Genomic DNA, 20,915 nt, shown 5'->3' with positions numbered 1-20,915 from the left:
CGCGCTCATTCTTTATCTGAACGACTGAAAGTTATGCGTGAATTAGATACCCCGGCTTCTGACAACTACAACCAGCGTTTTGGTGGTACTCGCCGCCTGTACGGTAACAGTGAAGTAGAAATACTGCGTGCTGCCCATGTGTGTGTTATCGGTATCGGTGGTGTGGGTTCATGGGCTGCGGAAGCGCTGGCGCGTTCCGGTGTCGGCGAGCTGACCCTGATTGATATGGACGATGTTTGTGTCACTAACATTAACCGTCAGATCCATGCCATGACAGGTACAGTCGGTCAGAGCAAAATTGAAGTGATGGCTGAGCGAATTAAGCTGATTAACCCGGAATGTAAAGTTAATTTGATTGATGACTTTATTACCCCGGAAAATATTGCTGAATATATTGATGGTCGTTTTGACTATGTGCTGGATGCCATCGACAGCATGAAGCCGAAAGCGGCACTGCTGGCATACTGTAAGCGCAACAAAATCAAAGTTATCACCACGGGTGGTGCGGGTGGACAGATTGACCCGACTCAGATCCAGATTGCCGATCTGACTAAAACTATTCAGGACCCGCTGGCGAAGAAGCTGCGTGATACTTTACGTCGTCACCATAACTTCCCGAAAAATCCGAAGCGCAAATTCGGTATCGAGTGTGTGTTCTCGACTGAGCAACTGAAATACCCGCAGGCAGACGGTTCGGTATGCAGTGCCAAGGCATCAGCCGAAGGGCCGAAGCGTATGGACTGCGCCAGCGGATTCGGTGCCGCGACTATGGTCACCGCCACGTTCGGTTTTGTCGCGGTATCGCGTATTCTGAATAAGCTGATTGAAAAGCACCTCAAATGATACCAATCAGTATAAGTGTTTGATCATTCTTGCTTGTTAAAATCATCTATTACTGCGTTAGAATTTTTGTAATTAGCACCACTAGTTACGGCAAACTCTTCCTTGTCCTAGGCGATTTTTCCTGCGCAATTATCTGAATACTTACTTATTCCGATTGGTATAAAAAAAGCGAGAGTTGTGAGGCTCTCGCTTTTTTATTTCTGTTGTCCGGAGTGTTTTCGGAAACAGCCCGTTATGCGTCGGCCAGTGCTTTGATTTGCTCAACAATGGCTTTCAGGCCGTTGCCACGGGACGGGCTCAGGTGGGCCATCAGGCCAAGGCTGTCAAAGTAGCCATCAATATCAAAGGCTTTGATTTCTTCTGCTGTTTTGCCTTCGTAAGCCGCCAGTACCAGAGTGATCAGGCCGCGGACGATGCGGGCATCGGAGTCGGCGGCAAAGTGGAACACTTCTCCCTCCTGCTGGTGGGCCAGCCAGACTTGGCTTTCACAGCCGCTTACTTTCAGTTGGTCCTGCTTCAGCTCTTCCGGCAGTGCAGGCAGCTTCTTACCAAGCTGAATAACATTGCGGTATCTGTCTTCCCAACCATTGGCTGCGGACATTTGGTTAACAATCTGGTCGCTGGTGATATCTGTGCCGAAAGGGTGGTGTGGTAGGCTCATCAGTTTCTCCTAAAGCAGGCTGCACGCTTTGTGCAGGGCTGCAACAAAGCGTTCAACATCTTGTTCTGTATTATATAGTGCCAGAGATACCCGCAGGGTACCGCTCAGACCAAGAGCATCCAGCATCGGGTGGGCACAGTGGTGCCCGGCGCGAAGGGCAATGCCTTGCTGATCAAGCAGAGTTGCGATGTCCTGATGGTGAACGCCGTCAACCACAAAGGAAAACAGGCTGGCATCCGGCTGAAGGCCGATAATGCGCAGATCTTCAATATCTTTGATGCCTTCCAGTGCTTTCTGGCGCAGGTGGTGGATATGGTCTTCGGCGGTCTGGCGATCCAGGCTGGTCAGCCAGTCGATAGCTGCGGCCAGTGCCAGACTGCCGGCAACGTTCGGTGTTCCGGCTTCAAATTTCCCCGGAACGGCTGAAAACGTTGTGCCTTCGAACGAGACCTTTTCTACCATTTTACCGCCGCCATGCCATGGCGGCATCGCATCCAGCAGCTCAAATTTACCGTAAAGCACGCCGATCCCTGCCGGGGCAAAGATTTTGTGGCCGGAGAACACATAGAAGTCAGCATCAAGAGCCTGAACATCTACTGTTTCATGTGCGACTGCCTGGGCACCGTCGATTACCGCGATTGCGCCATATTGGTGGGCGGCAGCAATGATTTCCTCAATCGGATTTCGGGTGCTAGTTACATTGGTGACATGGGCAACGGCGACAATTTTAGTCTGATCGCCTAGTCGCTGGTGGAAGGCGTCCATATCTAAGGTGCAATCCGGTTTCATCGGAATTTTAACGACTTTGGCTCCGGTCTGCTCCGCCACGATTTGCCACGGTACGATATTGGCGTGGTGTTCCAGTTCGCTCACCAGGATTTCGTCACCCGGTTTGAGGTTCTGGCGGGCGTAGGTCTGGGCAATAAGGTTCAGAGCTTCGGTTGCACCCCGAGTCCAGATGATCTCTTTATTTTGTCTGGCGTTAATAAAGCGCTGGACAGTTTCGCGTGCCTGTTCAAATTGTGTGGTTGCTGCAGCCGTCAGGGCATGGCTGCCTCGGTGAACATTAGCATTGTGACCGCTGTAGTACTGTCGGATGGTTTCGATAACAATTGTTGGCTTTTGGGTTGTCGCTGCACTGTCGAGATAGACAAGCGGCTGGCCGTTGCATTCCAGGGCAAGTGCCGGGAACTGCTGGCGGATTTGGTTGATATCAAATTGAACAGTCATGGTGAGTCACATTGCGAAAAAGGAGGTGGCGATCATGCCATTATTTGCCATAAGAGCAAGGGATTATCAGCTGGCTCAGGCTAATTATAACGGTGTTGGTATTGATAATGTGGCGAATTGGGGAAAAACAGATAAAAAAAAGCACCGTGTTGGGGCACAGTGCTAACAATAAACTTTGACAGACAGGTCAAAAATACAGGAAGTAAAAGTGGTAGATTGACTACCCGTCCGGCACAACCCGGACAATATGCAAACACAACATCGCAACTATGACTGAGAGTTAAGATGCCGAGGGGGCAAAACTGAACCTCTCTCACCGTTGCGATGCAAATCATAGGGTTTATGTAGCACTCCGGCAATGGACAATTTATAATGTTTGCCATAAAAAAAACTAATGCAGGAAAAGTATGTCAAGACGTCTACCTCCTTTAAATTCATTAAAAGTGTTCGAAGCGGCAGCAAGGCACCTGAGTTTTACCCGTGCTGCTGAAGAATTGTTCGTTACTCAAGCCGCTGTAAGCCACCAAATTAAGGCTCTCGAAGAGTTTTTGGGACTTAAGCTGTTTCGCCGCCGCAACCGATCTTTGTTGTTGACTGAAGAAGGCCAGAGTTATTTTCTGGACATCAAAGACATCTTTTCTGCAATCTCAGATGCCACGGATAAAGTCTTGGAGCGAGGTGCAAAAGGTGCATTAACCATTAGTTTACCTCCTAGTTTTGCGATCCAATGGCTGGTTCCTCGGCTGGCGGATTTCAATGAGCAGCATCCGGATATTGATGTTCGCATTAAAGCGGTGGATTTGGATGAAGGTTCGCTGACCGATGATGTGGATGTGGCTATTTATTATGGTCGTGGTAACTGGCAGGGGCTGCGTGCCGACAAGTTGTATCAGGAATTTCTGCTCCCCGTCTGTTCACCAATGCTATTGACCGGCCCGAAGCCGCTGCGCTCCCTCGAAGACCTCAAAAACCATACTTTGCTTCATGATACTTCCCGTAAAGAATGGAAGAACTTTGTCCGCCACCATGAAATTACTGGTACCAATGTAAACCAGGGGCCGATCTTCAGTCACTCGACCATGGTATTGCAGGCGGCAGTACACGGTCAGGGTATTGCCTTGGGTAACAATGTACTGGCGCAACCGGAGTTGGAAGCCGGTCGTCTGGTCTGTCCGTTCGATGAAGTTCTGATGAGCAAGAACGCTTTCTACCTGGTGTGCCAGGAGAAGCAGGCGGAGACCGGTCGTATTCAGATCTTCCGTGACTGGGTACTGGCGAAAGCAGCCCGTGAACAAGAGGATATGCCGGATGTCTGATGTATTACCTGAGTATTTAATTGACGGGCCTGACAGCAAAGATGCCGTAGCAACGTTTCTGTTTGCTCACGGCGCCGGTGCTGGCATGGATCATGAGTTTATGACGGCGATTGCCAAAGGCCTGGCCGGACACGGCATTCGGGTTATCCGGTTCGATTTCCCTTATATGGTGAAGCGCCGCGAGGATGGCAAGAAGCGTCCGCCGGATCGCCAGCCAAAACTGCTGCTGGACTTTCAGCGTCATATTGATGCCTTTGCTGACGAGGGCAAACTGGTGATTGGCGGTAAATCCATGGGAGGCCGAATGGCCAGCCTGATGGTGTCCGATATTGCCGCAGAATCTCCGGATGTCGAAAACTGCCTCGAAAAAGTGAGCGGTGTTGCCTGCCTGGGCTTTCCTTTTCATCCGCCGGGCAAGCCGGATAATTTCCGCGGCGGGCATTTGCAGGATACGACTCTGTCAACCCTGATCCTTCAGGGAGAGCGCGATACATTCGGTACCCGTGCTGAAGTCGAAGGCTGGCAGTTTGCCGATTCGGTTCGTATCAAATATCTGCCAGACGGTGACCACGGTTTCAAGCCAAGAAAAGCTTCCGGGCTGACAGAGCGACAGAACTGGGAACAGGCAGTGGAATTATTAGCTGCCTTTATTCGGGAGTGTGTCGATGCCAGTGAATAAGAGCTGGCCGGGAAAAATCCTGTTTTTCTCGGCGATTAGCGCAGCACTGGCAGTCGCTCTTGGGGCCTTTGCTGCTCACGGGCTTAAAGCGCGGATATCGGCCGATATGTTGGATGTGTTTAAAACCGGCGTTCAGTATCAAATCTGGCACAGCCTTGCCATGATGGGATGTGGAATTTGGTTGCGCATTATGCCGACAAAAGCGGTATCATACGCAGCCCTGTTTTTTGCAACGGGGATATTGTGCTTCAGCGGCAGCCTGTATGCGCTGGTGCTGACGGGCATAAAGTGGTTTGGCCCCATCACTCCAATCGGGGGCATGTGTTTTATTATTGGCTGGGTGGTACTTGCAGTAGCTGCCTGGCGAACAGCTTGAGGGTTGAAAGTGAATCAAGTTCTGTTGTACTGCCGTCCTGGCTTTGAGAAAGAATGTGCCGGGGAAGTTCAAGACAAAGCCAATGCACTGGAGCTGTATGGTTTTCCTCGTGCTAAGAACAACACCGGTTATGTGGTGTTTGAGTTCTACCAGCAGGGTGATGCCGATAAGTTCATTCAGCTGCAGCCATTCTCTGAGCTGATTTTCGCCCGTCAGATGATTGCAGTTTCAACTCTGCTGACTGATCTGCCGCAGGACGATCGTATTTCGCCAATTTTGGAAGCGGTTGAAGACTTCCCACGCTGTGGCGATCTGCGTGTTGAAACGCCGGACACCAACGAAGCAAAAGAGCTGTTGAAGTTCTGCCGTAAATTTACGGTGCCACTGCGCCAGGCTATGCGTAAACAAGGGGCGCTGTATAACAAAGACAACCCGAAAAAACCTGTGCTGCACTTGTGCTTCATTGCACCGGGCTGTTGTTATGTCGGTTACTCCTATACGAACAACAACTCGCAGTTCTTCATGGGTATCCCGCGCTTGAAATTCCCGACAGATGCGCCAAGCCGTTCAACTCTGAAGCTGGAAGAAGCTTTCCATGTCTTCATTCCTCGTGAAGAGTGGGATGAGCGTTTGGCTCCGGGTATGTGGGGCGTGGATCTGGGTGCCTGTCCGGGGGGCTGGACTTATCAGCTGGTGAAGCGTTCGATGTTTGTTCATGCCATTGATAATGGTCTGATGGCTGACAGTTTGATGGAAACTGGCCAGGTGAAACACCATGCTGTTGATGGCTTTAAGTTTGAGCCGCCACGCAAGAACGTGACCTGGATTGTTTGTGACATGGTTGAAAAGCCGGCGCGAGTTGCTCACCTGATGGGTGACTGGCTGATCAAGGCCTGGGCGAAAGAAGCGATTTTCAACCTGAAACTGCCGATGAAAGGTCGTTACGATGAGGTACTGCAGGATATCGAAAACCTGAAGCTGTACCTGATCCAGAACGGTGTGAAATTCAAGCTGCAGGCGAAGCATCTGTACCATGACCGTGAAGAAATCACGGTACACATTGAGCGTCTGGACAGTCGCTCGCCACATTAATCAGGATTATTACCTGAAGATACCTGTAAAAAACGCCATCATCATGATGGCGTTTTTTATTATGGCCAAATTGTAACGTGACTGGATCAGCCGTTACGGGCAGCCAGGGAACGCAACAGAACCGCAAGGGTCGTACCGTTGTGCAGTATGGCACTGGCGGCTGGTGACAGCTTACCAAAGGCTGCTGCCAGCATGATGCCGCTGTTAACTACCTCAGCCAGGCGGATGTTGCTTTTCACCAGCTTCATTGCCTCCATGGCCAACTGGCGGGATTCGGCAACGCCGTGCAGCGTGCTGTTCAGCAAAACAGTATCGGCGGTCTGCTGGGCAAGTTCCGTACCTTGCGCCATTGCCATACCGACATCGGCCTGAACCAGTGCCGGGGCATCATTGACACCGTCACCGATGAACATAACGTGATGACCAGCCTGTTGCAGGTTTTCGACGATTGACGATTTGCTTTCAGGCGTCGCCTCGGCATAGACAAGGTCAAAACCAAAGCGCTTGCCAATCTCATTGGCTTTACTGGTTTTATCGCCGGTCAGCAGAACAAGCTGTTTGATGCCGGATTCACGTAATTGACTCAGTACTTCAGCGACTTCCGGACGCAGGTGATCACGCAGGCCGATAATCCCGACCAGCTCATGGTTGCTCGACACATACAGTAGATGGCGACCGTGCTGTTCCAGATCGGCGATTTGTGACTCGGCCTTGCTGAAATCAACCTGTTCATGGGCTTCCAGGAAGTGGCGGCTGCCGATGACCAGTGGCATACCGTTTAAGGTACTGCGCAGGCCGTGGGCAATAACATATTCCACTTCACCGTGTTCGATATGCGGCAGGTCATGATGCTTGGCAGCGTTGACAATTGCCTGCGATAACGGGTGCTGGCAGTGCTCTTCAACTGAAGCGGCAATGGCCAGTAGTTCACGGGTACAGTCCTGCTCGTTGAAGCAGACCACATCCGTTACTTCCATATCGCCATAGGTCAGGGTGCCGGTCTTATCGAACACACAGGTATCGATTTCCGCCAGCTGCTCAATGGCGCGTCCGCCTTTCAGTAGAATGCCCTGCTGTGCAGCACGGTACATGATTGACTTGAAGGTTACCGGCGTGCTGAGTTTCAGCGCACAGGAATAGTCAACCAGGAACACGGAAGCCAGACGGTTGATATCACGGGTCAGGGCAAACACAGCTGCACCGACACCCAGGGTGATTTTCACTCGGCGGTCAGCCATCTGCTGGGTAACCTGTTGGGTTTCACTCTGCTGGCAGAGTGACTCGGCGATAAAGTGGGCAATGCGAGCCGTTGTGGCTTCAGAGCCTACTTTATCTGCCTGCATGGTGATATTACCGTCCTGGATCACTGTACCTGAGTACAGGTAGGCGTCAGGCTCCCGGCGCACAGGGACACTTTCACCTGTCAGCGATGACTGGTTAACCAGCGCAGTGCCGTTCAGAATCCTGCCGTCAGCCGGAACCGAATCCCCCGGGCCTAACAAGATCACTTCACGTTCACGGATGTCATCTGAACTGATCTGGAGAGTTTCACCGTCACGCTTAACCCAGACCTGGCTGGTGTTTGGTGTCATCAGTTCAGAAAGTACGCGGTCGCTGTTGCGGCTGGTTTCCTGCTCCATATACTCACCCAGCGTCAGCAGTGACTGGGTCAGCATGGCTGTGCGGTAGTCGCCGCGCGAGCTGGCAAGGCCGATGGCTATGGCATCCAGCGCTTCAACTTTGAGTTTGCCTTCAGTAAGGCTTTCAATGCCTTCCTGAATAGTCGGTGCAATCAAAGGCAGAGTCGGCAGACTGCCCCAGCGTCCCGGTAACAGGCTGGCAGCCAGGGTACCGATGACATTCAGCGCGATTTCGCCGCGGGTGAACTCATGTTCGTGTTCACCGGTTTCGGATTCGCTCCAGTCAAGCAGGGTCAGGCGTTCTTCCAGACGTTCCGGGTTCAGCAGTTGGGTATCATAATGAATAGTGATACTGCAGGCGGCCTCGTTGACGCGGATCTGGCTGACACCCTGAATCCCCATCAGACCTTTTTTCAGCCACGAGGTGGTATCCGGGTTGGCCGCCAGTTCAGGCAGGCGGAAACGGGCCCGGCCTGGAATATGGTGGATCAGCTTAATCACAATCAGTCTTGCTCTTTGTGAAGGTTGCGGTAGTACTCCAGTTCTGCCTGAGTATCTTCCAGACGTTCTTTAAGCTCTTCAACTTCACCGCGCACGGCTGACCAGGCTTTTGAGCCGGTGGATGCCAGGCTGGACTGTACTTTTTTATTGCTGAGCAGGTAGGCAACTGCTGCACCGGCTACGATACCGGTAACCAGGTGGCTGCGGCTGTTTTTCTGGCGGTAGTTTGCCGGAGGTGGTGTTGGCATACCGTAGTAATAAGGGGAATAGTTAGTTTTCTTCATGGGATTTTCCTTGTAATTCGTCAAGCAGGTAGAGACCGGCTGCGCCTGCGCTGAGGATTGTCAGCATGGAGAGCACCGGGCGGCCAGCCAGGCGATCGGCAATGGCCGTAGCAGCGCCACTGGCAAGGGCGGCTTTACCGGCATCTCGCAATACTTGTTGTACTGCGTCATTGACTTCGACTTCACCCTGCTGGCAGGCCTGCCACTGACGCACGCCTGAGGCGCTGCCGCCGAGCAGGGCACCAACCAGCATGGCCCGGCTGGCCGGACTGAGTTGATCGCGGCTGTTACTCATAGTCAGGCTCGGTTTGTGCCGGGTCCTGTGGGTCGCGGTGGCGAGCTACAGACTCCTGGAAGCCTTGTTTACCTGCATTGAAGGTATCGCGGAAAATTTCATTTCCCATCTGGATGTTGTCAGACACATTCTGTGCAGTATTGACTGTTGTGTCTTTAACTTTTGAACCGCCCGTTTTAAGCATGTCACCCGCACCGCTCAGCATTTGCAGCAGGTTGTTGCGGACGTTTTCATTGCTCAGCACCAGTGCGGCTGCGGCACCGATCATCGCACCTTTCCAGAATTCTTTGTCATCGACGCCCATCTTGTGCATCAAATCCTTGAAGATTCCTGCCTGTTCACCCATCACACCTTCCAGCATGCCCTGAGCCTGTTGGAACAGTGCGTCATGCTCCGGATGAGATTCATGGTGTTCCGGATGGTGTGGCGGCATACCGTGGTAGTGGTGCGGCGGTACTGGTGGGTAACCGTATGGGTGGTGATAACCCGGGTGTGGATGGTAACCGTGTGGCGGCATGGCGTGATGAGGATGTGGAGGATAAGGGTAGCCATGCATGTGAGGTGGATGGTGAGGCCATGCTGCCTGTCCCTGAGGCGGGTACGGCATGCCTTGCCACGGATCCTGAGGCTGGTTTTGATCAGACATAGTTATTTCTCTTATTGGTTATAGGGATAGTGCGAGGGTATGGATTTCTGATACGGCACTGCGGAAAGATGGCTCATCGTCCGCAAACAGGGAATCAACCAGTGTCGGGTTAACCAGCGTATGGTCATATTCGATCACGACGCTGCTGGTAGCCAGGTTGATGCGGTAGTCTTTTAGTGCCGGAAAGTTGCTGATGGCACCTTTTGCCTGGCCGAGATCAAAACCGGCAAGTTGCTGCAAAATACCGATATTGAATTTCAGGCGAATGCGGCCAGGGATATGGTGGGCAACGGTTAAAAACTGGCGAAGTGCCAGCAGTGTGGGATAGAGCTCTTTTTCCATTTCAGGCGATTTTATTCATTATGATTATGGTCGCAGGATTCTGGCATTAGCTACTTTTGTAAATATTGAGATAGATCAATGAAATGATTTGCGAATTAGATCTAAAACGGTAATCTAAATGACAATAATTATTATTGCAGAGTCGCTTATGCAGCCTTATATCCACCGTACAGCTAACCGTCTTCGATTTCGCTCTGATTTCATCCGCGAGCACCCGAAGGAAGTGAAGGAACTCATTGAACAGCTTGAGAAAATAGAGGGAATTACGTCAGTACGCCATAAACGTTATGCCGGTTCTGTCGCGATTGTATTTGATTCAAACGTTGTGGATGCTGAGGTTTTGATGGAAACGGTGGAGAGCCATGGCTGGCTTCGTTCATCGCAACGTAAAGAGTTGGTGGAAAATGCGGTTCGCGCCGGGACTCATACGTTATGCCGCGGAATGGCCATGATGGTGTTGAAAAAGGCAATAGGGCCGGTTGCGATGCGAGTTGTAAGCAGCGCAGTTTAAGGCCTGCGTTATTCTCTATATTTTCGGTTGGCGGTTACCCCAATCGCTTTGCGGCACATTTGCATATATCACCGATGAGTGCCGGGCATCGCTTACACGGGGGCGATTTTAGCGGCAAACGAAGCAAAGCCGGTGAGTTTGCCCTGTTGCCTGGAGGCGTGGCGACAGAGGTTAAACGCGTTGAGGTGCTGAGTGTCTGGTTGGCATATCCACTGCTACCTTCATTAAACCATGACAACAACGGCTGTAACGGTGTTGCCAGCTCTGTCAGTGCATCAGTTCCCGCCTGGCGGGCAATATCAGCCAGCTCGTCGCTGACTGTTCCGGAAGAGGTCTGTGATTGAGGGGCGGAATAATGCTTTGGTTGCAGCGCCTTCAGGGCTTTGGTGGATTTCTTTTTTACCTTCTTTGGTGCTTTTATCAAAGCCTTCAGCGAACTACCCATAATATGACCTGAGATTGATATTTATTCTCAGTATCGTAGCTCTTCAAGGTCGTTATTCCTAGTCCGTACCTGCTGTTTATGCCGTTATTTGATAACGGATATCCTGCAAGTTAAAGCCCAGTTGGAGATCGGTTTTCAGTTGGGATACCTGTTTGCTAGCAATTGCTTCTTCATGATGACCGTCGATTTTCTTTTTCCACTTTGGCGGCAGATCGTCGGCAGCCAGAATCGCTTCTAGGTTAGGGTAAAGTGACAGGAGTTCAACGGCAGCTTTAGGGCCAATACCCGCTATCCCTGGGATCTTGCTGGAACTGATACCGGCTAGTCCCCAGTAGTCCGGCAGTTGTTCCGGTTTTACCCCGAATTCTTTTTCAATAAACGGGCTGTCGAGCCAGCGCTGCTGGAAATAATCCCGGATCCGCAGGGTCGGGCGCAGTAGCTGACAATAACCTTTATCAGTCGAAATAATGGTAACCTGCTGATCGCGGTCGGCCACTTTTAGTGCCAGGGTCGCAACCAAATCATCAGCTTCATCACCGTCAGAAAGCAGAGAGTCGATCCCCATCTCCATGAAGGCATCCTGGATCATATCCATGCCTTCGAGCAATTCTTGCGGCATCGGCTTTCGGCCTTCTTTATAACCGGGTAACAGTTCGGCCCGCCAGCCACGATCTTCTCCGTGGTGGTCAAATACCGCAACAATATGGGTTGGATTGCTACTGCTGATGATTTTGCTTAGTGCCTGGCAACATACTCGTGCGGTATTGGCAACGTCGGGTTCGCCATGCTGGGCGGCATGGACGCGGCGGATGAGGTTCAGGGCATCAATAACAACAAGATGAATAGACATAGCAGTGGCTTAGCAGAAAAATAAAGGGCCGATACAGGCCCTTTATTGTACGCATTGTGGCATCAGAGTGTAACCTCCATAGGGAGGAAATCTGTTCTGATGTTATTTTCCGTTATGGTTATTATTGGTGATGATCTCATAGCATGGCACATAAGCCGTACCCGGCAGTTTCATCCTTTGCTGATCAACGAATTTGCGTAGCAGCTTGTCCATCCGTTTCATTAGTTTCAGGTCACCATTGATCTGGAACGGACCTTTGCGTTCGATTTCTTTGATCCCTTCTTCTTTGACATTACCGGCTACAATGCCGGAGAACGCCCGGCGTAGGTTGGCAGCCAGTTGTTCCGGCCGCTGGTTCATGTGCAGATCAAGACCGGCCATGGATTCATGGGTCGGCTCAAACGGTAGCTGGAACTCCGGCGGGATCTTGAGTGACCAGTTATATGTATAGGCGTCACCGGTAGCCAGTCGCTGCTCTTTGATCAGCGGCATGGCATTTTTCATGATCCGGGCTACTCTCGCCGGGTCATCTATCACGATCTCATAGTGTTTAGCGGCGTCTTCGCCGAGGGTATCTTTGACAAAGGCATCCAGGGTTCGGAAGTAAGGTTCACTTTCCCTAGGTCCGGTCAGAACCAGTGGGAATGGTTGACCTTTGTTTTCGGGATGCATCAGGATACCGAGGATATACAGTAGCTCTTCGGCGGTACCTGCACCGCCCGGGAAGATCACAATACCATGGCCGACCCGGACAAAGGCTTCGAGGCGTTTTTCTATATCCGGCATGATCACCAGTTCGTTAACAATCGGGTTTGGCGGCTCGGCAGCAATGATTGACGGTTCGGTCAGGCCGATAAAACGGCTTTGGTTATAACGTTGTTTGGCATGGCCGATGGCAGCGCCTTTCATCGGCCCTTCCATTGCGCCTGGACCGCAACCGGTACAGATATTCAGTTCCCGTAAACCCAGTTCGTGGCCGACTTCGCGGGTGTATTGAAACTCAATTTGGTTAATGGAGTGGCCGCCCCAGCAGACAACAATATTCGGATCAACGCCCGAGCGGACTGTTTTGGCGTTGCGCAGGATACTGAAAATGAAATTGGTAATGTGCGGTGCGCTGGTCAGGTTAAGATCCTTGCGCAGCTCGACATGCATATTGACGTAGACGATGTCACGCAGCACTGAGAACATATGTTCCTGAATTCCACGGATGATTTTGCCGTCCACAAAAGCATCTTCTGGCGGGTTCACCAGCTCGAGCTTAATTCCACGTTCCCTGCGCATTACGTTGACATCAAAGCTTTTGTGCAGCTCCAGTAGCTCTTTTGAATTATCGGTGTGGCTGCCGGAGTTTAGTACTGCCAGCGAACAGTTGCGATATAGGCGGTACAGGTCACTGGATGCCGTAGCTTTCAGGCGATCTACTTCCAGTTGGGAAAGCAGGTCCATGGCCCCGACAGGGCTGATATGAGTAATCATGTTAACCTCCCTGGTCATGATAATACGGCTACGTTCACGCTTTGATGGTTGATAGTTTGTCGGTGAACATGTCCGGAGAGAGTATTCAGAGGTTTTTAAGGAAGACGCAAATGGGCATCGTGTTCTTAAAAATCAGCAGGCAAGACAATAAGTTGCTATTGGCCGTTTTAGAACAGGTAATTGTTCTGCCTGATAATATTCACCATACACAGGGTCAGGTGATTTGACCAGAAATTGATGTGACAGATGATAGCCGTGTTAGTACATTTTAGTGGTTATGAGATCCACAACATGCGGTTGTTACCGGCAGTTTTGGCGCTGAACAGGGCTTTGCCGGTACGTTCAAGAATATCGTCCGGGGTATCATTGCCGTGGAACAGGGTGGCACCGATAGAGACTGTGATTGAGACATTTTGATCTCTGAACCGGAATGGCAGTTGGGTGATGCTCTCCCGGATCTTTGTCAGTCGTTTAGTTCGCTCTTCTTCACTGACATCCGGCAGGATGAGCATAAATTCATCATCGCCGAAACGGGCGATGAAGTCGGTTTCTTCCAGGTTTTGTCGAATGGTACGAGCAATGATTTTCAGCACCTTATCACCAGCAAGATGACCGTAATTGTCATTGACTTCCTTGAAGTGGTCGATATCGATCATCACAACACTCAGCGGGTGTTGGTAACGCAGCCAGCGGCGGTATTCGTGTTCCAGGCGCTCGTGCAGGGCGGCACGATTATAGACCCGGGTCAGGTTATCGAGGAACATCTTACGTTCCTGATCATTGAGTCGCCGACGGTAGTCTTGGGTCTGTTCAAACAGGCCGTTGATTTTGCCTTCGTTGTAGCTGAGTTGCTCAATCAGTGCTTTTTCTCTTTTTTCCAGAGCCTTGTTGCGCTCGGCAAGCACCAGAAGTTCTTTGGTCAGGTCGGTCAGTGCCGGACGCCAGGCTTCAAGGTTTTTGTGTTCACCCAGTCCCTGCTTGATGGTACCTGCCAGGGTTGCCAGTTCTGACGTCATTTCATTGCGATGTTCATACAAAGCCGAACTTTGGCCGACACTTTGGTTGGTGGTTTTCTGCAAGGTTGCCAGATCGCTGTTGATGCCATCCAGGAAATGTTGTGATGAGCGTCGCTCATTGTGAGTACCGTCTAAAACAAGCCGCAGTACTTCCAGTGAGAGTTCGATAAGCGTTTTAGGGGAAACGCCTAAGAGAAGCCGGTTACGGATGTTCATCAGTCTTTCGCCGTCGTCACCGTCGAAATCTAGTTCAGTGATCAGCCGCTGGAGTTCATTGGTCAGCTGGAGCTGAAGGTCATGGTCCAGGGCGTCTTTCATCACCATGGCATTATTCGAGACTGACATCAGCTTTAGGGCGCGTTCATACAGCTCCAGTAACCGGACTGTATGTTTGTGGGTCTGAACCAGGGTATCGGATGGCTGTCCCAGTAGGTTGCGGAGTTCACGTTTCAGTTGAGCCGGAAGGCCGGGAAGACGTTTGAGTGTTTCACCACTGTGGAAGATTTGCTGCTCTAAAAGGTGGTTTTCGTTTTCGGTGAAAGAAGCCTGGCGGGTAACAAGGCGTTCGATAACGGCCAGTCTAGGGATAAGCTTACTGACGTCTTTTTGCTGCTCCAGTTCAGTACGCAGCTCACAGAGCTTCTCATCTAGCTCATTATCTAGGCCTTTGCAGGCAACAGACAAACGGCTGATTAGACGCTTGAGTATGACGATTTCACGACGGGACTTCAGAGAAGCATCGCGATAGGTCAATTGAGCTTGGTCTAAACGCAGCTTCAACTTACTCACTTCAGAAGCTACGGCATTGATATCAGTCACGTTGGTGCAAACAAACCTTTAAGGCAAACGCCAAAATTAAAGCCATCCAATGGCCAGCCTACTCAGACTGGCTAATCATGCTAGCAAAATTGACTCGATAATTCATAGCTATCAGCACTAACTAGGAGTTCAATTGTAGTTTAACTGAGCTTTTTGTCAGATTCGTGATCACTGTTCCAGACAATGTTGACGGATGAGGAGCTTTGGACTTTAACCAAACCGTTATCTATGCCTTGCTGGCAGGCTTTGCGGATATTGTCGCTGGCAAAGCTGGCTGCCGGCGCAGCATCAATAGCGCTGAGGTGAACCCACTGGCTGCCACTTTCTTTTTTGCTGATCTGGCGGGCAGCATTGGCGGCCATCAATAGGATATCAAGCAGCTCATGATCGTTGATGGCAGTATACGCGCGTGGCAGGAATGGATACTCTGCCAAGCCTATACGGACACGGTTATCAAGATTGCGTTGACCAAAGAAGTTATCGACAAGCTGTTGAACAGAATTGGCCATTTGGTTTGGATCGGTATCCAGACGCGAGTTTGGTTCGATATACAGGAACATGTTGTCGGAGAAGTGGTAGAGGCGCGCCGGTTCGCACACCTGCTCCTGGAGGTAGTCACCAAACTGACGTTCCAGTTCCAGCCCGTGCTGGTAGCCGTGCTTGAGGTAAATATGCTTGAGGAAAGGGACCTCAAACAGGGCAAAGCGTAATCTGTCGCTGAGTGGCTCGTTGATGATCTCACCTAGATGCCACTGTTCGAAGTTGGCACTGCTTTGTTGTAGGGAGTTAGGCAGGCGGGCATTAAGCATCCGCAGGTTACGCAGGCCGCTGCGTGGGTGAGTGTAGAACTCGGTACGCAGACGAAGCAGGCGTCCCTGAAGCTGTTTTGCAACTCGGTGACGACGCCACAGTACAATGAGCATGACAAGGATAACGCTCAATAGGAAAACGGTGATTTTCTGCTGGGTATAGAGAGCTTTTTCGCTCTCAAACTGCTGTCGTTCCATCTCTTCCAACTGCAGGGAGCGTTCAAGCATACGTTGCTGCTGCTTGAAGACTTCGACATTACTTTTAACCTGATCTTCCTGCTTGCTGGAGAACAGCTGTTCGTAGCGGCGCTGACTTAACAGGGCATTGTAGTAGTCGTTTTGCTGTTCGAAGGCTGTGGACAATACAGATTCGCCCATCAATTGTAAGTCCAGATCACCGAGTCGGCTGGCTGCAATCAGACCGGACTGCAGGTTTGATACCGCTTTATCAATGTGGCCTTCGGCCAGTTCCAGCTTTCCTTGCAGGATTTGGGCTTCTGCCTGAATTGATTCGTTGCCGCTTTGTTTCGCCAATTGGCGGGTATGTTGGAGGTATTGTTCGGTTTTTGGGTAGTTATAAAGTTGCAGGTAGACACGGGCAATACTCAGGCGCAGCCGTGCCGAGCGGATCTCGTGTTTTAGCTGAGTTTCCTGATCAAGGGCATTAAAGTAGTGTACCAGTGCCAGGTTATAGCGCCCCTGTTGTTCGTAAATAGAGGCGATTAGGGCCAGGGTTTTGGCCAGTGGCATGGTACGGTTGAAGTGTTCAAAAAATTCTCCGGCCTGAGTGGCGTGCTCCAGCGCTTTATCGAAGACTTTGCGTTGTTCGAACAGACTGGCCAGTTCATAGTTTGCCATGGCAATGAGAGCATTGTTGTCTTGTTCGACAGCCAGCCAGTAACCACTAAGCAGACGATCGAGAGCAAGGTCAAAATGACGGTGCAGCAGGTAATGGTGGCCGACGGTCAACTGGTAGTTGATAAGTTCATTGTTGTCATCAAGCTTTACCAAAAATCGCTTGGCGCGGGTAAATAACTTCTCAGCCTTATTTTCATTGTTCAGCTCTGATTCGATTACAGCGCGCTGCATTAGTGACTGGTATTCCAATACCTTAATTTGTTTAGTCAGCTGCAGGGTTTCGGACTGGTCTATTTCCTGATCAACCTGATCCAGCATGCTCAGGGCAATCGAGCTATTTTTTAAATTTTCCCAGTAGATGTGGGCATGGATCAGGCGGCTTTCAAGTAGAGTGAACGAGAGGGTATTTTCGATTGCCAGCTGTTCGGCTAGTTTGACTGCCTGCAAGGCTTCTTCAGGTTGATTGAGCAGGGAATAAGCTCGAGCCTGAAGCTGAAGTGCATTGATTGTATTGAGTGGGGTACGGATAGTGTGGTCGGCTTCGTCGTTAACGTGTACCCGTGACAGCTCCGTGGGGTTGCTCATACGGCGCTGTTCCAGATAGCTGGCAGTGATTTCTACAGTTTTATCCGGACTGGTTTGTAACAGCTCGTTGGCATCCGCCAAAATTGGTGTGGTGTAGATTTTGGCACTTACATTAAACGAAGCGGCCAGGACAAATAGCACACTTACCAGCCAACGGCGCAGATACATACTTATTCTTAAACCCCAAAAAAACTCTGGGTCTAATATTACTGGCTTGCTCAATCAAGTCCAGCAAAGTACTCGAATTTGCTGAATTTAATCAGCAGAAACAATATGTTTTTTATTACTTTCGCAGCAATTTGGGAAGGAATATCAGTCGGGAGAATATAACAATCCCGCTTTCCGATAAGGGGTACAGCGGGATTGGTAGGATTCAGGAATGATGACCTGTTACTGACGAGCCAAGCGATCGTTGTTGCTTGGCGTCTTACCTTGATTGGTACGGTACGGGTTGATATCCAGACCGCCGCGACGGGTATAGCGGGCATAAACGGTCAGTAGTTCTGGCTGACAGTATTTCATCAGGTCAGTGAAAATACGCTCAACACACTGTTCATGGAACTCATTGTGGTTACGGAATGAGATCAGGTAGCGCAGCAGTTTTTCACGGTTCAGCTTTTTACCTTTGTATGAAATTTTAACGCTTCCCCAGTCCGGCTGGCTGGTGATCAGGCAGTTTGATTTCAGCAGGTGGCTGTTCAGCTCTTCAGTTACAATCTCACCTTCAGCGGCACCTTCAAGGTGATCCGGGTTGAAGCTGTAGTCAGTAATTTCAATATCCTGATCGTCGATGCACTCACCGGCGAAGTTGGCAATTGGCTGGTCATCGAAGTCAGATAGTGGCTGGACAGTCACATCGACAGTGGCACCGGCACAATCACTCAGATCTTTTTGCAGGATATCAGCGATTTCCTGCCATGAGGCAAAGCGGGTTTGGTTGAAGCTGTTCAGGTAGAGCTTGAATGACTTGGATTCAATAAGGTTCGGGCTGGATGCTGGCAGGCGAACTTCACCGATCGCCACTTGTGGCAGACCTTTGCTATTGAGCCAGGACAGTTCATACAGTGTCCAGATATCATAGCCGGTAAATGGCAGGTCTTCGCCCAGGGCAAGATCATCACGGTTCAGGCTGCGAGGTACCGGCTGAAGAAGTGATGGGTCATACTGATCTTTGTACTCGGTATTCTTGCCGAGAGTTAAACCTGCTAATTCTTTAGCGTCTTTATATTTGCTCATACTGTCCTGGACACACTTGGATTAGAATGTGCAAAGTTTACTTAATCTTTAATGAGGTTGCGAATGAATCATCCCGTTGCGGACGCGTTATTTGATTTCTCATCCCGCTTTTTGCAAGCATGGTGTGATGCAGGTCAAGGTTTTCCACGAAGTGAAGATTTGGTGGGGCTGGTATCACCATGTGTAGAACAGGATTCCGGGTATGAAGTGACATGGAAGCCGGTCAAACGTGATCCCCAGGGCGATCTGGCGGCAGTTGAAAGAGGAATAGAGCTTCGCCTTCACGAAGATATTAAAGTGTTTTACGGCGCTCAGTTCAGTGGTGACATGGCAGCCAGTTTCCGTGGTCTGGAATTCGACTTGCTTCAGGTCTTCAGTGAGGCAGATGAAAAGCGGTTGCAGGAAAATATTCTGGGTCACCTGGTGATGCAGCGTCGTTTGAAACAGAAACCGACCGTATTTATCGGCGTGCTGGATGATGAAGATAAGGTGATTGCTATTTGTAACCTCACCGGTCAGGTTATTTTGGAGACACTGGGTAAGGATAGCCGAGAAGTGTTGACTGCTGATGTCGAAACCTTCTTGCAGGAACTACAGCCTGTTGTGCGGGGATGCTGACAGATGTATGTGGTTGAATTGCAGTTTGAGTGTTTTGATAACACGACGGTGTCGGCTGTCGACATGGCGATTAACGGTTTGCTGGATGCTTTGCGCTACAACGGCCAGATCTTAGGCCGTGAGTTTCCGATTGTTATGGATGAAGGGATGTTCCGGGTTAGGGTAGTGAGCCCAGAGGAGGAAAGTCTGCATCCACAATTTCATAGTGACAGTGTTAAAGCCTGTATGAATCGCCTGAGCCAGGCCTGTCTGCTGAGCCCTAAGATTAAGGTACTGGGCCGGGATATTAACTCAGAAGCGGCGGCGGAAGAATTTTCACCCAGCTGGCAGGTGATTTATACCACTTATGTTCATACCTGCTCGCCGCTGCGCTGTGGTGAAACCCTGATGCCGATCCCGCTGTACCGGATAGGTCCTACGTTAAATGGTGATCATAAAGCTGTCGTGAAGTGGCAGACAGAGTGGCAGGCTTGTGATGAAATTCAGATGGCTGGTGGCTGCCAGGCGGAGCATGCAGCATTACATGAAATCCGTGATGTTGACAGTGATTTATTCCGCCGTGGCTGGGATTTACGTGGCCGGATTGAATATATCACTAAGATCCCGACTTATTACTACCAGTACCAGGTTGGCGGAGAAAGCCTGGAGGCGGAGAAAAATCGCCCGTGTCCGAAATGTGGCGGTGAATGGCACCAGAATGAACCTTTACACGGCATCTTCCACTTTAAATGCGATAACTGCCGGATAGTTTCTAACTTATCCTGGGACTACCAATAATCTGATACGTCAGATAAGCAAACAGGGCACGGCTTTGCCCTGTTTGTCATCCTCTTTAAACCTGAATCATCAGCGTTGACGGTTGAGAATGTATGCTCAGCTGTTTTCAAGCTGCTCAATGCGGGCGGTCAGTGCTGCGATCTGCTGCTCAAGCTGTTTGACCCTTTCTTCCATGCTGATTGTTGGCTCTTTCTTTTCTATTTTCGGTACTTTGGCGTTTTTCTTCCATGCTTGCAGTGCTTTGATAATCAGCGGCATGGGTAAAGGGTCGGCAAGGCGGGATTTTATCAGCGCAACTGATGGTTCCTTTCCTTCTGCAACCAGTGAGTTGATGGCTTGTTCCAAAGCCTGAGTAATTTCTGATGACATAACGCTTCCTGACGTTGCTGGATGTTTTGTCTATTTTCGTAGCAAAGCATCCAATTGATCAATAACTTCACACCAGTCGGCGTCCTGCTCCTGGGATTCTTTGAGAAATCGCTTCTGTGAGGGTTGCCAGAAACTGGCTTCAGTGAGTTTCTCGTGCTGATCCAGGTGGTGCTCGCTTAGGAAAGATTCGATGAATTCTTTGGAGTTATTTAGGCCTAACTGGCTGAATAAGCTGGATAGGTTGTGATTGAACGTTTCCATGACTTGCTCCATTTCCGTTGTAAAGACTGGCTGATATGTTCCTAAGTATAGAGAGAATCAAGAGGGGATAAAGTCACGATTAGGCTCGAAGCAAGCGCTTATTTTCACTGTGTCATGTGATGTGAGCCCGTTGTATTTTCTTCGTTGAAGGGCTTCAGGACTCATATTTCTTGTTGCTTTGTGCGAGATCTCTTACAAAGTCGTAAGACATATTTGAGAAAACGGTAGGATAATGGTTTAGCTTTAAAATTAAGTGTTTGTTTTTAAATGCTTTTGTTGCGTTTGTCAGGTTGTGGGGGAAATTTAATTATTTCCCGGGCGTTGTTCCGGAGAGGAGAAAGCGTAATATGAACCTTGTCGGAAGGAACTGACGGAAC

General features: G+C 50.3%; 24 protein-coding genes. 9 read left to right on the top strand and 15 right to left on the bottom strand.

Translation table 11 applies throughout. From position 1 onward, the window contains the following. The first annotated feature begins 33 nt into the window (after positions 1 to 33). Complete coding sequence (gene tcdA / locus C942_RS22865) at positions 34 to 843, top strand: tRNA cyclic N6-threonylcarbamoyladenosine(37) synthase TcdA (RefSeq protein WP_007470907.1); 810 nt, start codon at positions 34 to 36, stop codon at positions 841 to 843. A 232-nt stretch (positions 844 to 1,075) separates the two neighbouring features. Here the strand turns inward: tcdA and csdE are convergent, their stop codons facing one another. Continuing rightward, positions 1,076 to 1,504 carry a cysteine desulfurase sulfur acceptor subunit CsdE gene (gene csdE / locus C942_RS22860; RefSeq protein ID WP_007470904.1) on the bottom strand — a complete coding sequence of 143 codons (429 nt, stop codon included), beginning with the start codon at positions 1,502 to 1,504 and terminating at the stop codon, positions 1,076 to 1,078. A 9-nt stretch (positions 1,505 to 1,513) separates the two neighbouring features. Next, the gene (gene csdA, locus C942_RS22855; protein ID WP_007470902.1) at positions 1,514 to 2,734 is read right to left on the bottom strand and encodes a cysteine desulfurase CsdA; all 1,221 of its coding nucleotides are present in this window, start codon (positions 2,732 to 2,734) and stop codon (positions 1,514 to 1,516) included. A gap of 34 nt (positions 2,735 to 2,768) precedes the next feature. Here csdA and C942_RS25670 point away from each other — a divergent pair, with 34 nt between their 5' ends. The 5 genes from C942_RS25670 (at position 2,769) to rlmM (ending at position 6,197) form a co-directional block, all read left to right on the top strand. Further along, entirely contained in the window at positions 2,769 to 2,900 is a 132-nt protein-coding gene (locus C942_RS25670; RefSeq protein ID WP_007470900.1) for a hypothetical protein, read from the top strand. A gap of 241 nt (positions 2,901 to 3,141) precedes the next feature. Beyond that, positions 3,142 to 4,050 carry a transcriptional regulator GcvA gene (locus C942_RS22850; protein WP_007470899.1) on the top strand — a complete coding sequence of 303 codons (909 nt, stop codon included), beginning with the start codon at positions 3,142 to 3,144 and terminating at the stop codon, positions 4,048 to 4,050. Continuing rightward, positions 4,043 to 4,729 carry an alpha/beta fold hydrolase gene (locus C942_RS22845; protein ID WP_007470897.1) on the top strand — a complete coding sequence of 229 codons (687 nt, stop codon included), beginning with the start codon at positions 4,043 to 4,045 and terminating at the stop codon, positions 4,727 to 4,729. The genes C942_RS22850 and C942_RS22845 overlap by 8 nt, the downstream gene beginning before the upstream one ends. Continuing rightward, positions 4,716 to 5,105, top strand: coding sequence for a DUF423 domain-containing protein (locus C942_RS22840; protein ID WP_007470895.1), 390 nt, complete (start codon positions 4,716 to 4,718; stop codon positions 5,103 to 5,105). The genes C942_RS22845 and C942_RS22840 overlap by 14 nt, the downstream gene beginning before the upstream one ends. A gap of 9 nt (positions 5,106 to 5,114) precedes the next feature. Further along, entirely contained in the window at positions 5,115 to 6,197 is a 1,083-nt protein-coding gene (gene rlmM, locus C942_RS22835) for a 23S rRNA (cytidine(2498)-2'-O)-methyltransferase RlmM (protein WP_036801579.1), read from the top strand. Positions 6,198 to 6,283: 86 nt separating this feature from the next. Here rlmM and C942_RS22830 read toward each other — a convergent pair whose 3' ends face one another. From C942_RS22830 to C942_RS22810, 5 genes are read right to left on the bottom strand one after another with little or no spacing between them, the layout of a single operon-like run. Continuing rightward, a complete protein-coding gene (locus tag C942_RS22830; protein ID WP_007470893.1) occupies positions 6,284 to 8,338 on the bottom strand; it encodes a heavy metal translocating P-type ATPase in 2,055 nt (684 codons plus the stop codon). 2 nt (positions 8,339 to 8,340) lie between these two features. Continuing rightward, positions 8,341 to 8,622: a YtxH domain-containing protein gene (locus C942_RS22825; RefSeq protein ID WP_007470891.1), complete on the bottom strand. Its 282-nt coding sequence runs from the start codon at positions 8,620 to 8,622 to the stop codon at positions 8,341 to 8,343. Beyond that, complete coding sequence (locus tag C942_RS22820) at positions 8,609 to 8,917, bottom strand: hypothetical protein (protein ID WP_007470889.1); 309 nt, start codon at positions 8,915 to 8,917, stop codon at positions 8,609 to 8,611. Before C942_RS22820 ends, C942_RS22825 begins: the two co-directional genes overlap by 14 nt. Next, a complete protein-coding gene (locus C942_RS25385) occupies positions 8,910 to 9,563 on the bottom strand; it encodes a YtxH domain-containing protein (protein WP_198287509.1) in 654 nt (217 codons plus the stop codon). Before C942_RS25385 ends, C942_RS22820 begins: the two co-directional genes overlap by 8 nt. Before the next feature lie 18 nt (positions 9,564 to 9,581). Next, positions 9,582 to 9,905: an HMA2 domain-containing protein gene (locus tag C942_RS22810; RefSeq protein ID WP_007470882.1), complete on the bottom strand. Its 324-nt coding sequence runs from the start codon at positions 9,903 to 9,905 to the stop codon at positions 9,582 to 9,584. A gap of 118 nt (positions 9,906 to 10,023) precedes the next feature. Here C942_RS22810 and C942_RS22805 point away from each other — a divergent pair, with 118 nt between their 5' ends. Next, positions 10,024 to 10,416: an HMA2 domain-containing protein gene (locus C942_RS22805; RefSeq protein WP_036801575.1), complete on the top strand. Its 393-nt coding sequence runs from the start codon at positions 10,024 to 10,026 to the stop codon at positions 10,414 to 10,416. 34 nt (positions 10,417 to 10,450) lie between these two features. Here C942_RS22805 and C942_RS22800 read toward each other — a convergent pair whose 3' ends face one another. The 6 genes from C942_RS22800 to queF form a co-directional block, all read right to left on the bottom strand. After that, positions 10,451 to 10,861, bottom strand: a complete 411-nt coding sequence (locus C942_RS22800; RefSeq protein WP_007470879.1) for a hypothetical protein — start codon at positions 10,859 to 10,861, stop codon at positions 10,451 to 10,453. A gap of 76 nt (positions 10,862 to 10,937) precedes the next feature. Continuing rightward, the gene (xni, locus tag C942_RS22795; RefSeq protein WP_007470877.1) at positions 10,938 to 11,711 is read right to left on the bottom strand and encodes a flap endonuclease Xni; all 774 of its coding nucleotides are present in this window, start codon (positions 11,709 to 11,711) and stop codon (positions 10,938 to 10,940) included. A 102-nt stretch (positions 11,712 to 11,813) separates the two neighbouring features. Further along, positions 11,814 to 13,190: a nucleotide 5'-monophosphate nucleosidase PpnN gene (gene ppnN / locus C942_RS22790; protein WP_007470874.1), complete on the bottom strand. Its 1,377-nt coding sequence runs from the start codon at positions 13,188 to 13,190 to the stop codon at positions 11,814 to 11,816. Positions 13,191 to 13,465: 275 nt separating this feature from the next. After that, a complete protein-coding gene (locus tag C942_RS22785; RefSeq protein WP_007470870.1) occupies positions 13,466 to 15,025 on the bottom strand; it encodes a GGDEF domain-containing protein in 1,560 nt (519 codons plus the stop codon). Positions 15,026 to 15,165: 140 nt separating this feature from the next. After that, complete coding sequence (locus tag C942_RS22780) at positions 15,166 to 17,445, bottom strand: tetratricopeptide repeat-containing diguanylate cyclase (RefSeq protein ID WP_007470868.1); 2,280 nt, start codon at positions 17,443 to 17,445, stop codon at positions 15,166 to 15,168. A 222-nt stretch (positions 17,446 to 17,667) separates the two neighbouring features. Beyond that, positions 17,668 to 18,513, bottom strand: coding sequence for an NADPH-dependent 7-cyano-7-deazaguanine reductase QueF (queF, locus tag C942_RS22775; RefSeq protein WP_007470866.1), 846 nt, complete (start codon positions 18,511 to 18,513; stop codon positions 17,668 to 17,670). A gap of 63 nt (positions 18,514 to 18,576) precedes the next feature. Between queF and syd the strand changes: the two genes are divergently transcribed. After that, the gene (syd, locus tag C942_RS22770; protein ID WP_007470864.1) at positions 18,577 to 19,131 is read left to right on the top strand and encodes a SecY-interacting protein; all 555 of its coding nucleotides are present in this window, start codon (positions 18,577 to 18,579) and stop codon (positions 19,129 to 19,131) included. 3 nt (positions 19,132 to 19,134) lie between these two features. Beyond that, positions 19,135 to 19,908: a Zn-ribbon-containing protein gene (locus C942_RS22765; RefSeq protein ID WP_007470862.1), complete on the top strand. Its 774-nt coding sequence runs from the start codon at positions 19,135 to 19,137 to the stop codon at positions 19,906 to 19,908. A gap of 96 nt (positions 19,909 to 20,004) precedes the next feature. On the opposite strand, the gene C942_RS22760 is transcribed toward C942_RS22765, so the two are convergent. Together C942_RS22760 and C942_RS22755 are read right to left on the bottom strand one after the other, a co-directional pair. Then, on the bottom strand, positions 20,005 to 20,277 hold the full coding sequence (locus C942_RS22760; RefSeq protein ID WP_007470860.1) for a hypothetical protein: 273 nt from the start codon (positions 20,275 to 20,277) through the stop codon (positions 20,005 to 20,007). Between the two features lie 30 nt (positions 20,278 to 20,307). Continuing rightward, entirely contained in the window at positions 20,308 to 20,538 is a 231-nt protein-coding gene (locus C942_RS22755) for a DUF2789 domain-containing protein (RefSeq protein WP_007470858.1), read from the bottom strand. Between the last annotated feature and the right edge of the window lie 377 nt (positions 20,539 to 20,915).

It is taken from the genome of Photobacterium marinum (assembly GCF_000331515.1).
GTDB classification, from domain to species: Bacteria; Pseudomonadota; Gammaproteobacteria; order Enterobacterales; family Vibrionaceae; genus Photobacterium; species Photobacterium marinum.
The sequence above is the reverse complement of the archived record's forward strand: the minus strand, read 5'-3'. Positions and strand labels throughout refer to the sequence as shown.

What these genes read in the sequence shown, in the direction of transcription:
- tcdA (WP_007470907.1), top strand. Translation starts at nt 34, where the DNA reads ATGCGTGAATTAGATACCCCGGCTTCTGACAACTACAACCAGCGTTTT.
- csdE (WP_007470904.1), bottom strand. Translation starts at nt 1,504, where the DNA reads ATGAGCCTACCACACCACCCTTTCGGCACAGATATCACCAGCGACCAG.
- csdA (WP_007470902.1), bottom strand. Translation starts at nt 2,734, where the DNA reads ATGACTGTTCAATTTGATATCAACCAAATCCGCCAGCAGTTCCCGGCA.
- C942_RS25670 (WP_007470900.1), top strand. Translation starts at nt 2,769, where the DNA reads ATGCCATTATTTGCCATAAGAGCAAGGGATTATCAGCTGGCTCAGGCT.
- C942_RS22850 (WP_007470899.1), top strand. Translation starts at nt 3,142, where the DNA reads ATGTCAAGACGTCTACCTCCTTTAAATTCATTAAAAGTGTTCGAAGCG.
- C942_RS22845 (WP_007470897.1), top strand. Translation starts at nt 4,043, where the DNA reads ATGTCTGATGTATTACCTGAGTATTTAATTGACGGGCCTGACAGCAAA.
- C942_RS22840 (WP_007470895.1), top strand. Translation starts at nt 4,716, where the DNA reads ATGCCAGTGAATAAGAGCTGGCCGGGAAAAATCCTGTTTTTCTCGGCG.
- C942_RS22825 (WP_007470891.1), bottom strand. Translation starts at nt 8,622, where the DNA reads ATGAAGAAAACTAACTATTCCCCTTATTACTACGGTATGCCAACACCA.
- C942_RS22820 (WP_007470889.1), bottom strand. Translation starts at nt 8,917, where the DNA reads ATGAGTAACAGCCGCGATCAACTCAGTCCGGCCAGCCGGGCCATGCTG.
- C942_RS25385 (WP_198287509.1), bottom strand. Translation starts at nt 9,563, where the DNA reads ATGTCTGATCAAAACCAGCCTCAGGATCCGTGGCAAGGCATGCCGTAC.
- C942_RS22810 (WP_007470882.1), bottom strand. Translation starts at nt 9,905, where the DNA reads ATGGAAAAAGAGCTCTATCCCACACTGCTGGCACTTCGCCAGTTTTTA.
- C942_RS22805 (WP_036801575.1), top strand. Translation starts at nt 10,024, where the DNA reads ATGACAATAATTATTATTGCAGAGTCGCTTATGCAGCCTTATATCCAC.
- C942_RS22800 (WP_007470879.1), bottom strand. Translation starts at nt 10,861, where the DNA reads ATGGGTAGTTCGCTGAAGGCTTTGATAAAAGCACCAAAGAAGGTAAAA.
- xni (WP_007470877.1), bottom strand. Translation starts at nt 11,711, where the DNA reads ATGTCTATTCATCTTGTTGTTATTGATGCCCTGAACCTCATCCGCCGC.
- ppnN (WP_007470874.1), bottom strand. Translation starts at nt 13,190, where the DNA reads ATGATTACTCATATCAGCCCTGTCGGGGCCATGGACCTGCTTTCCCAA.
- C942_RS22780 (WP_007470868.1), bottom strand. Translation starts at nt 17,445, where the DNA reads ATGTATCTGCGCCGTTGGCTGGTAAGTGTGCTATTTGTCCTGGCCGCT.
- queF (WP_007470866.1), bottom strand. Translation starts at nt 18,513, where the DNA reads ATGAGCAAATATAAAGACGCTAAAGAATTAGCAGGTTTAACTCTCGGC.
- syd (WP_007470864.1), top strand. Translation starts at nt 18,577, where the DNA reads ATGAATCATCCCGTTGCGGACGCGTTATTTGATTTCTCATCCCGCTTT.
- C942_RS22765 (WP_007470862.1), top strand. Translation starts at nt 19,135, where the DNA reads ATGTATGTGGTTGAATTGCAGTTTGAGTGTTTTGATAACACGACGGTG.
- C942_RS22760 (WP_007470860.1), bottom strand. Translation starts at nt 20,277, where the DNA reads ATGTCATCAGAAATTACTCAGGCTTTGGAACAAGCCATCAACTCACTG.
- C942_RS22755 (WP_007470858.1), bottom strand. Translation starts at nt 20,538, where the DNA reads ATGGAAACGTTCAATCACAACCTATCCAGCTTATTCAGCCAGTTAGGC.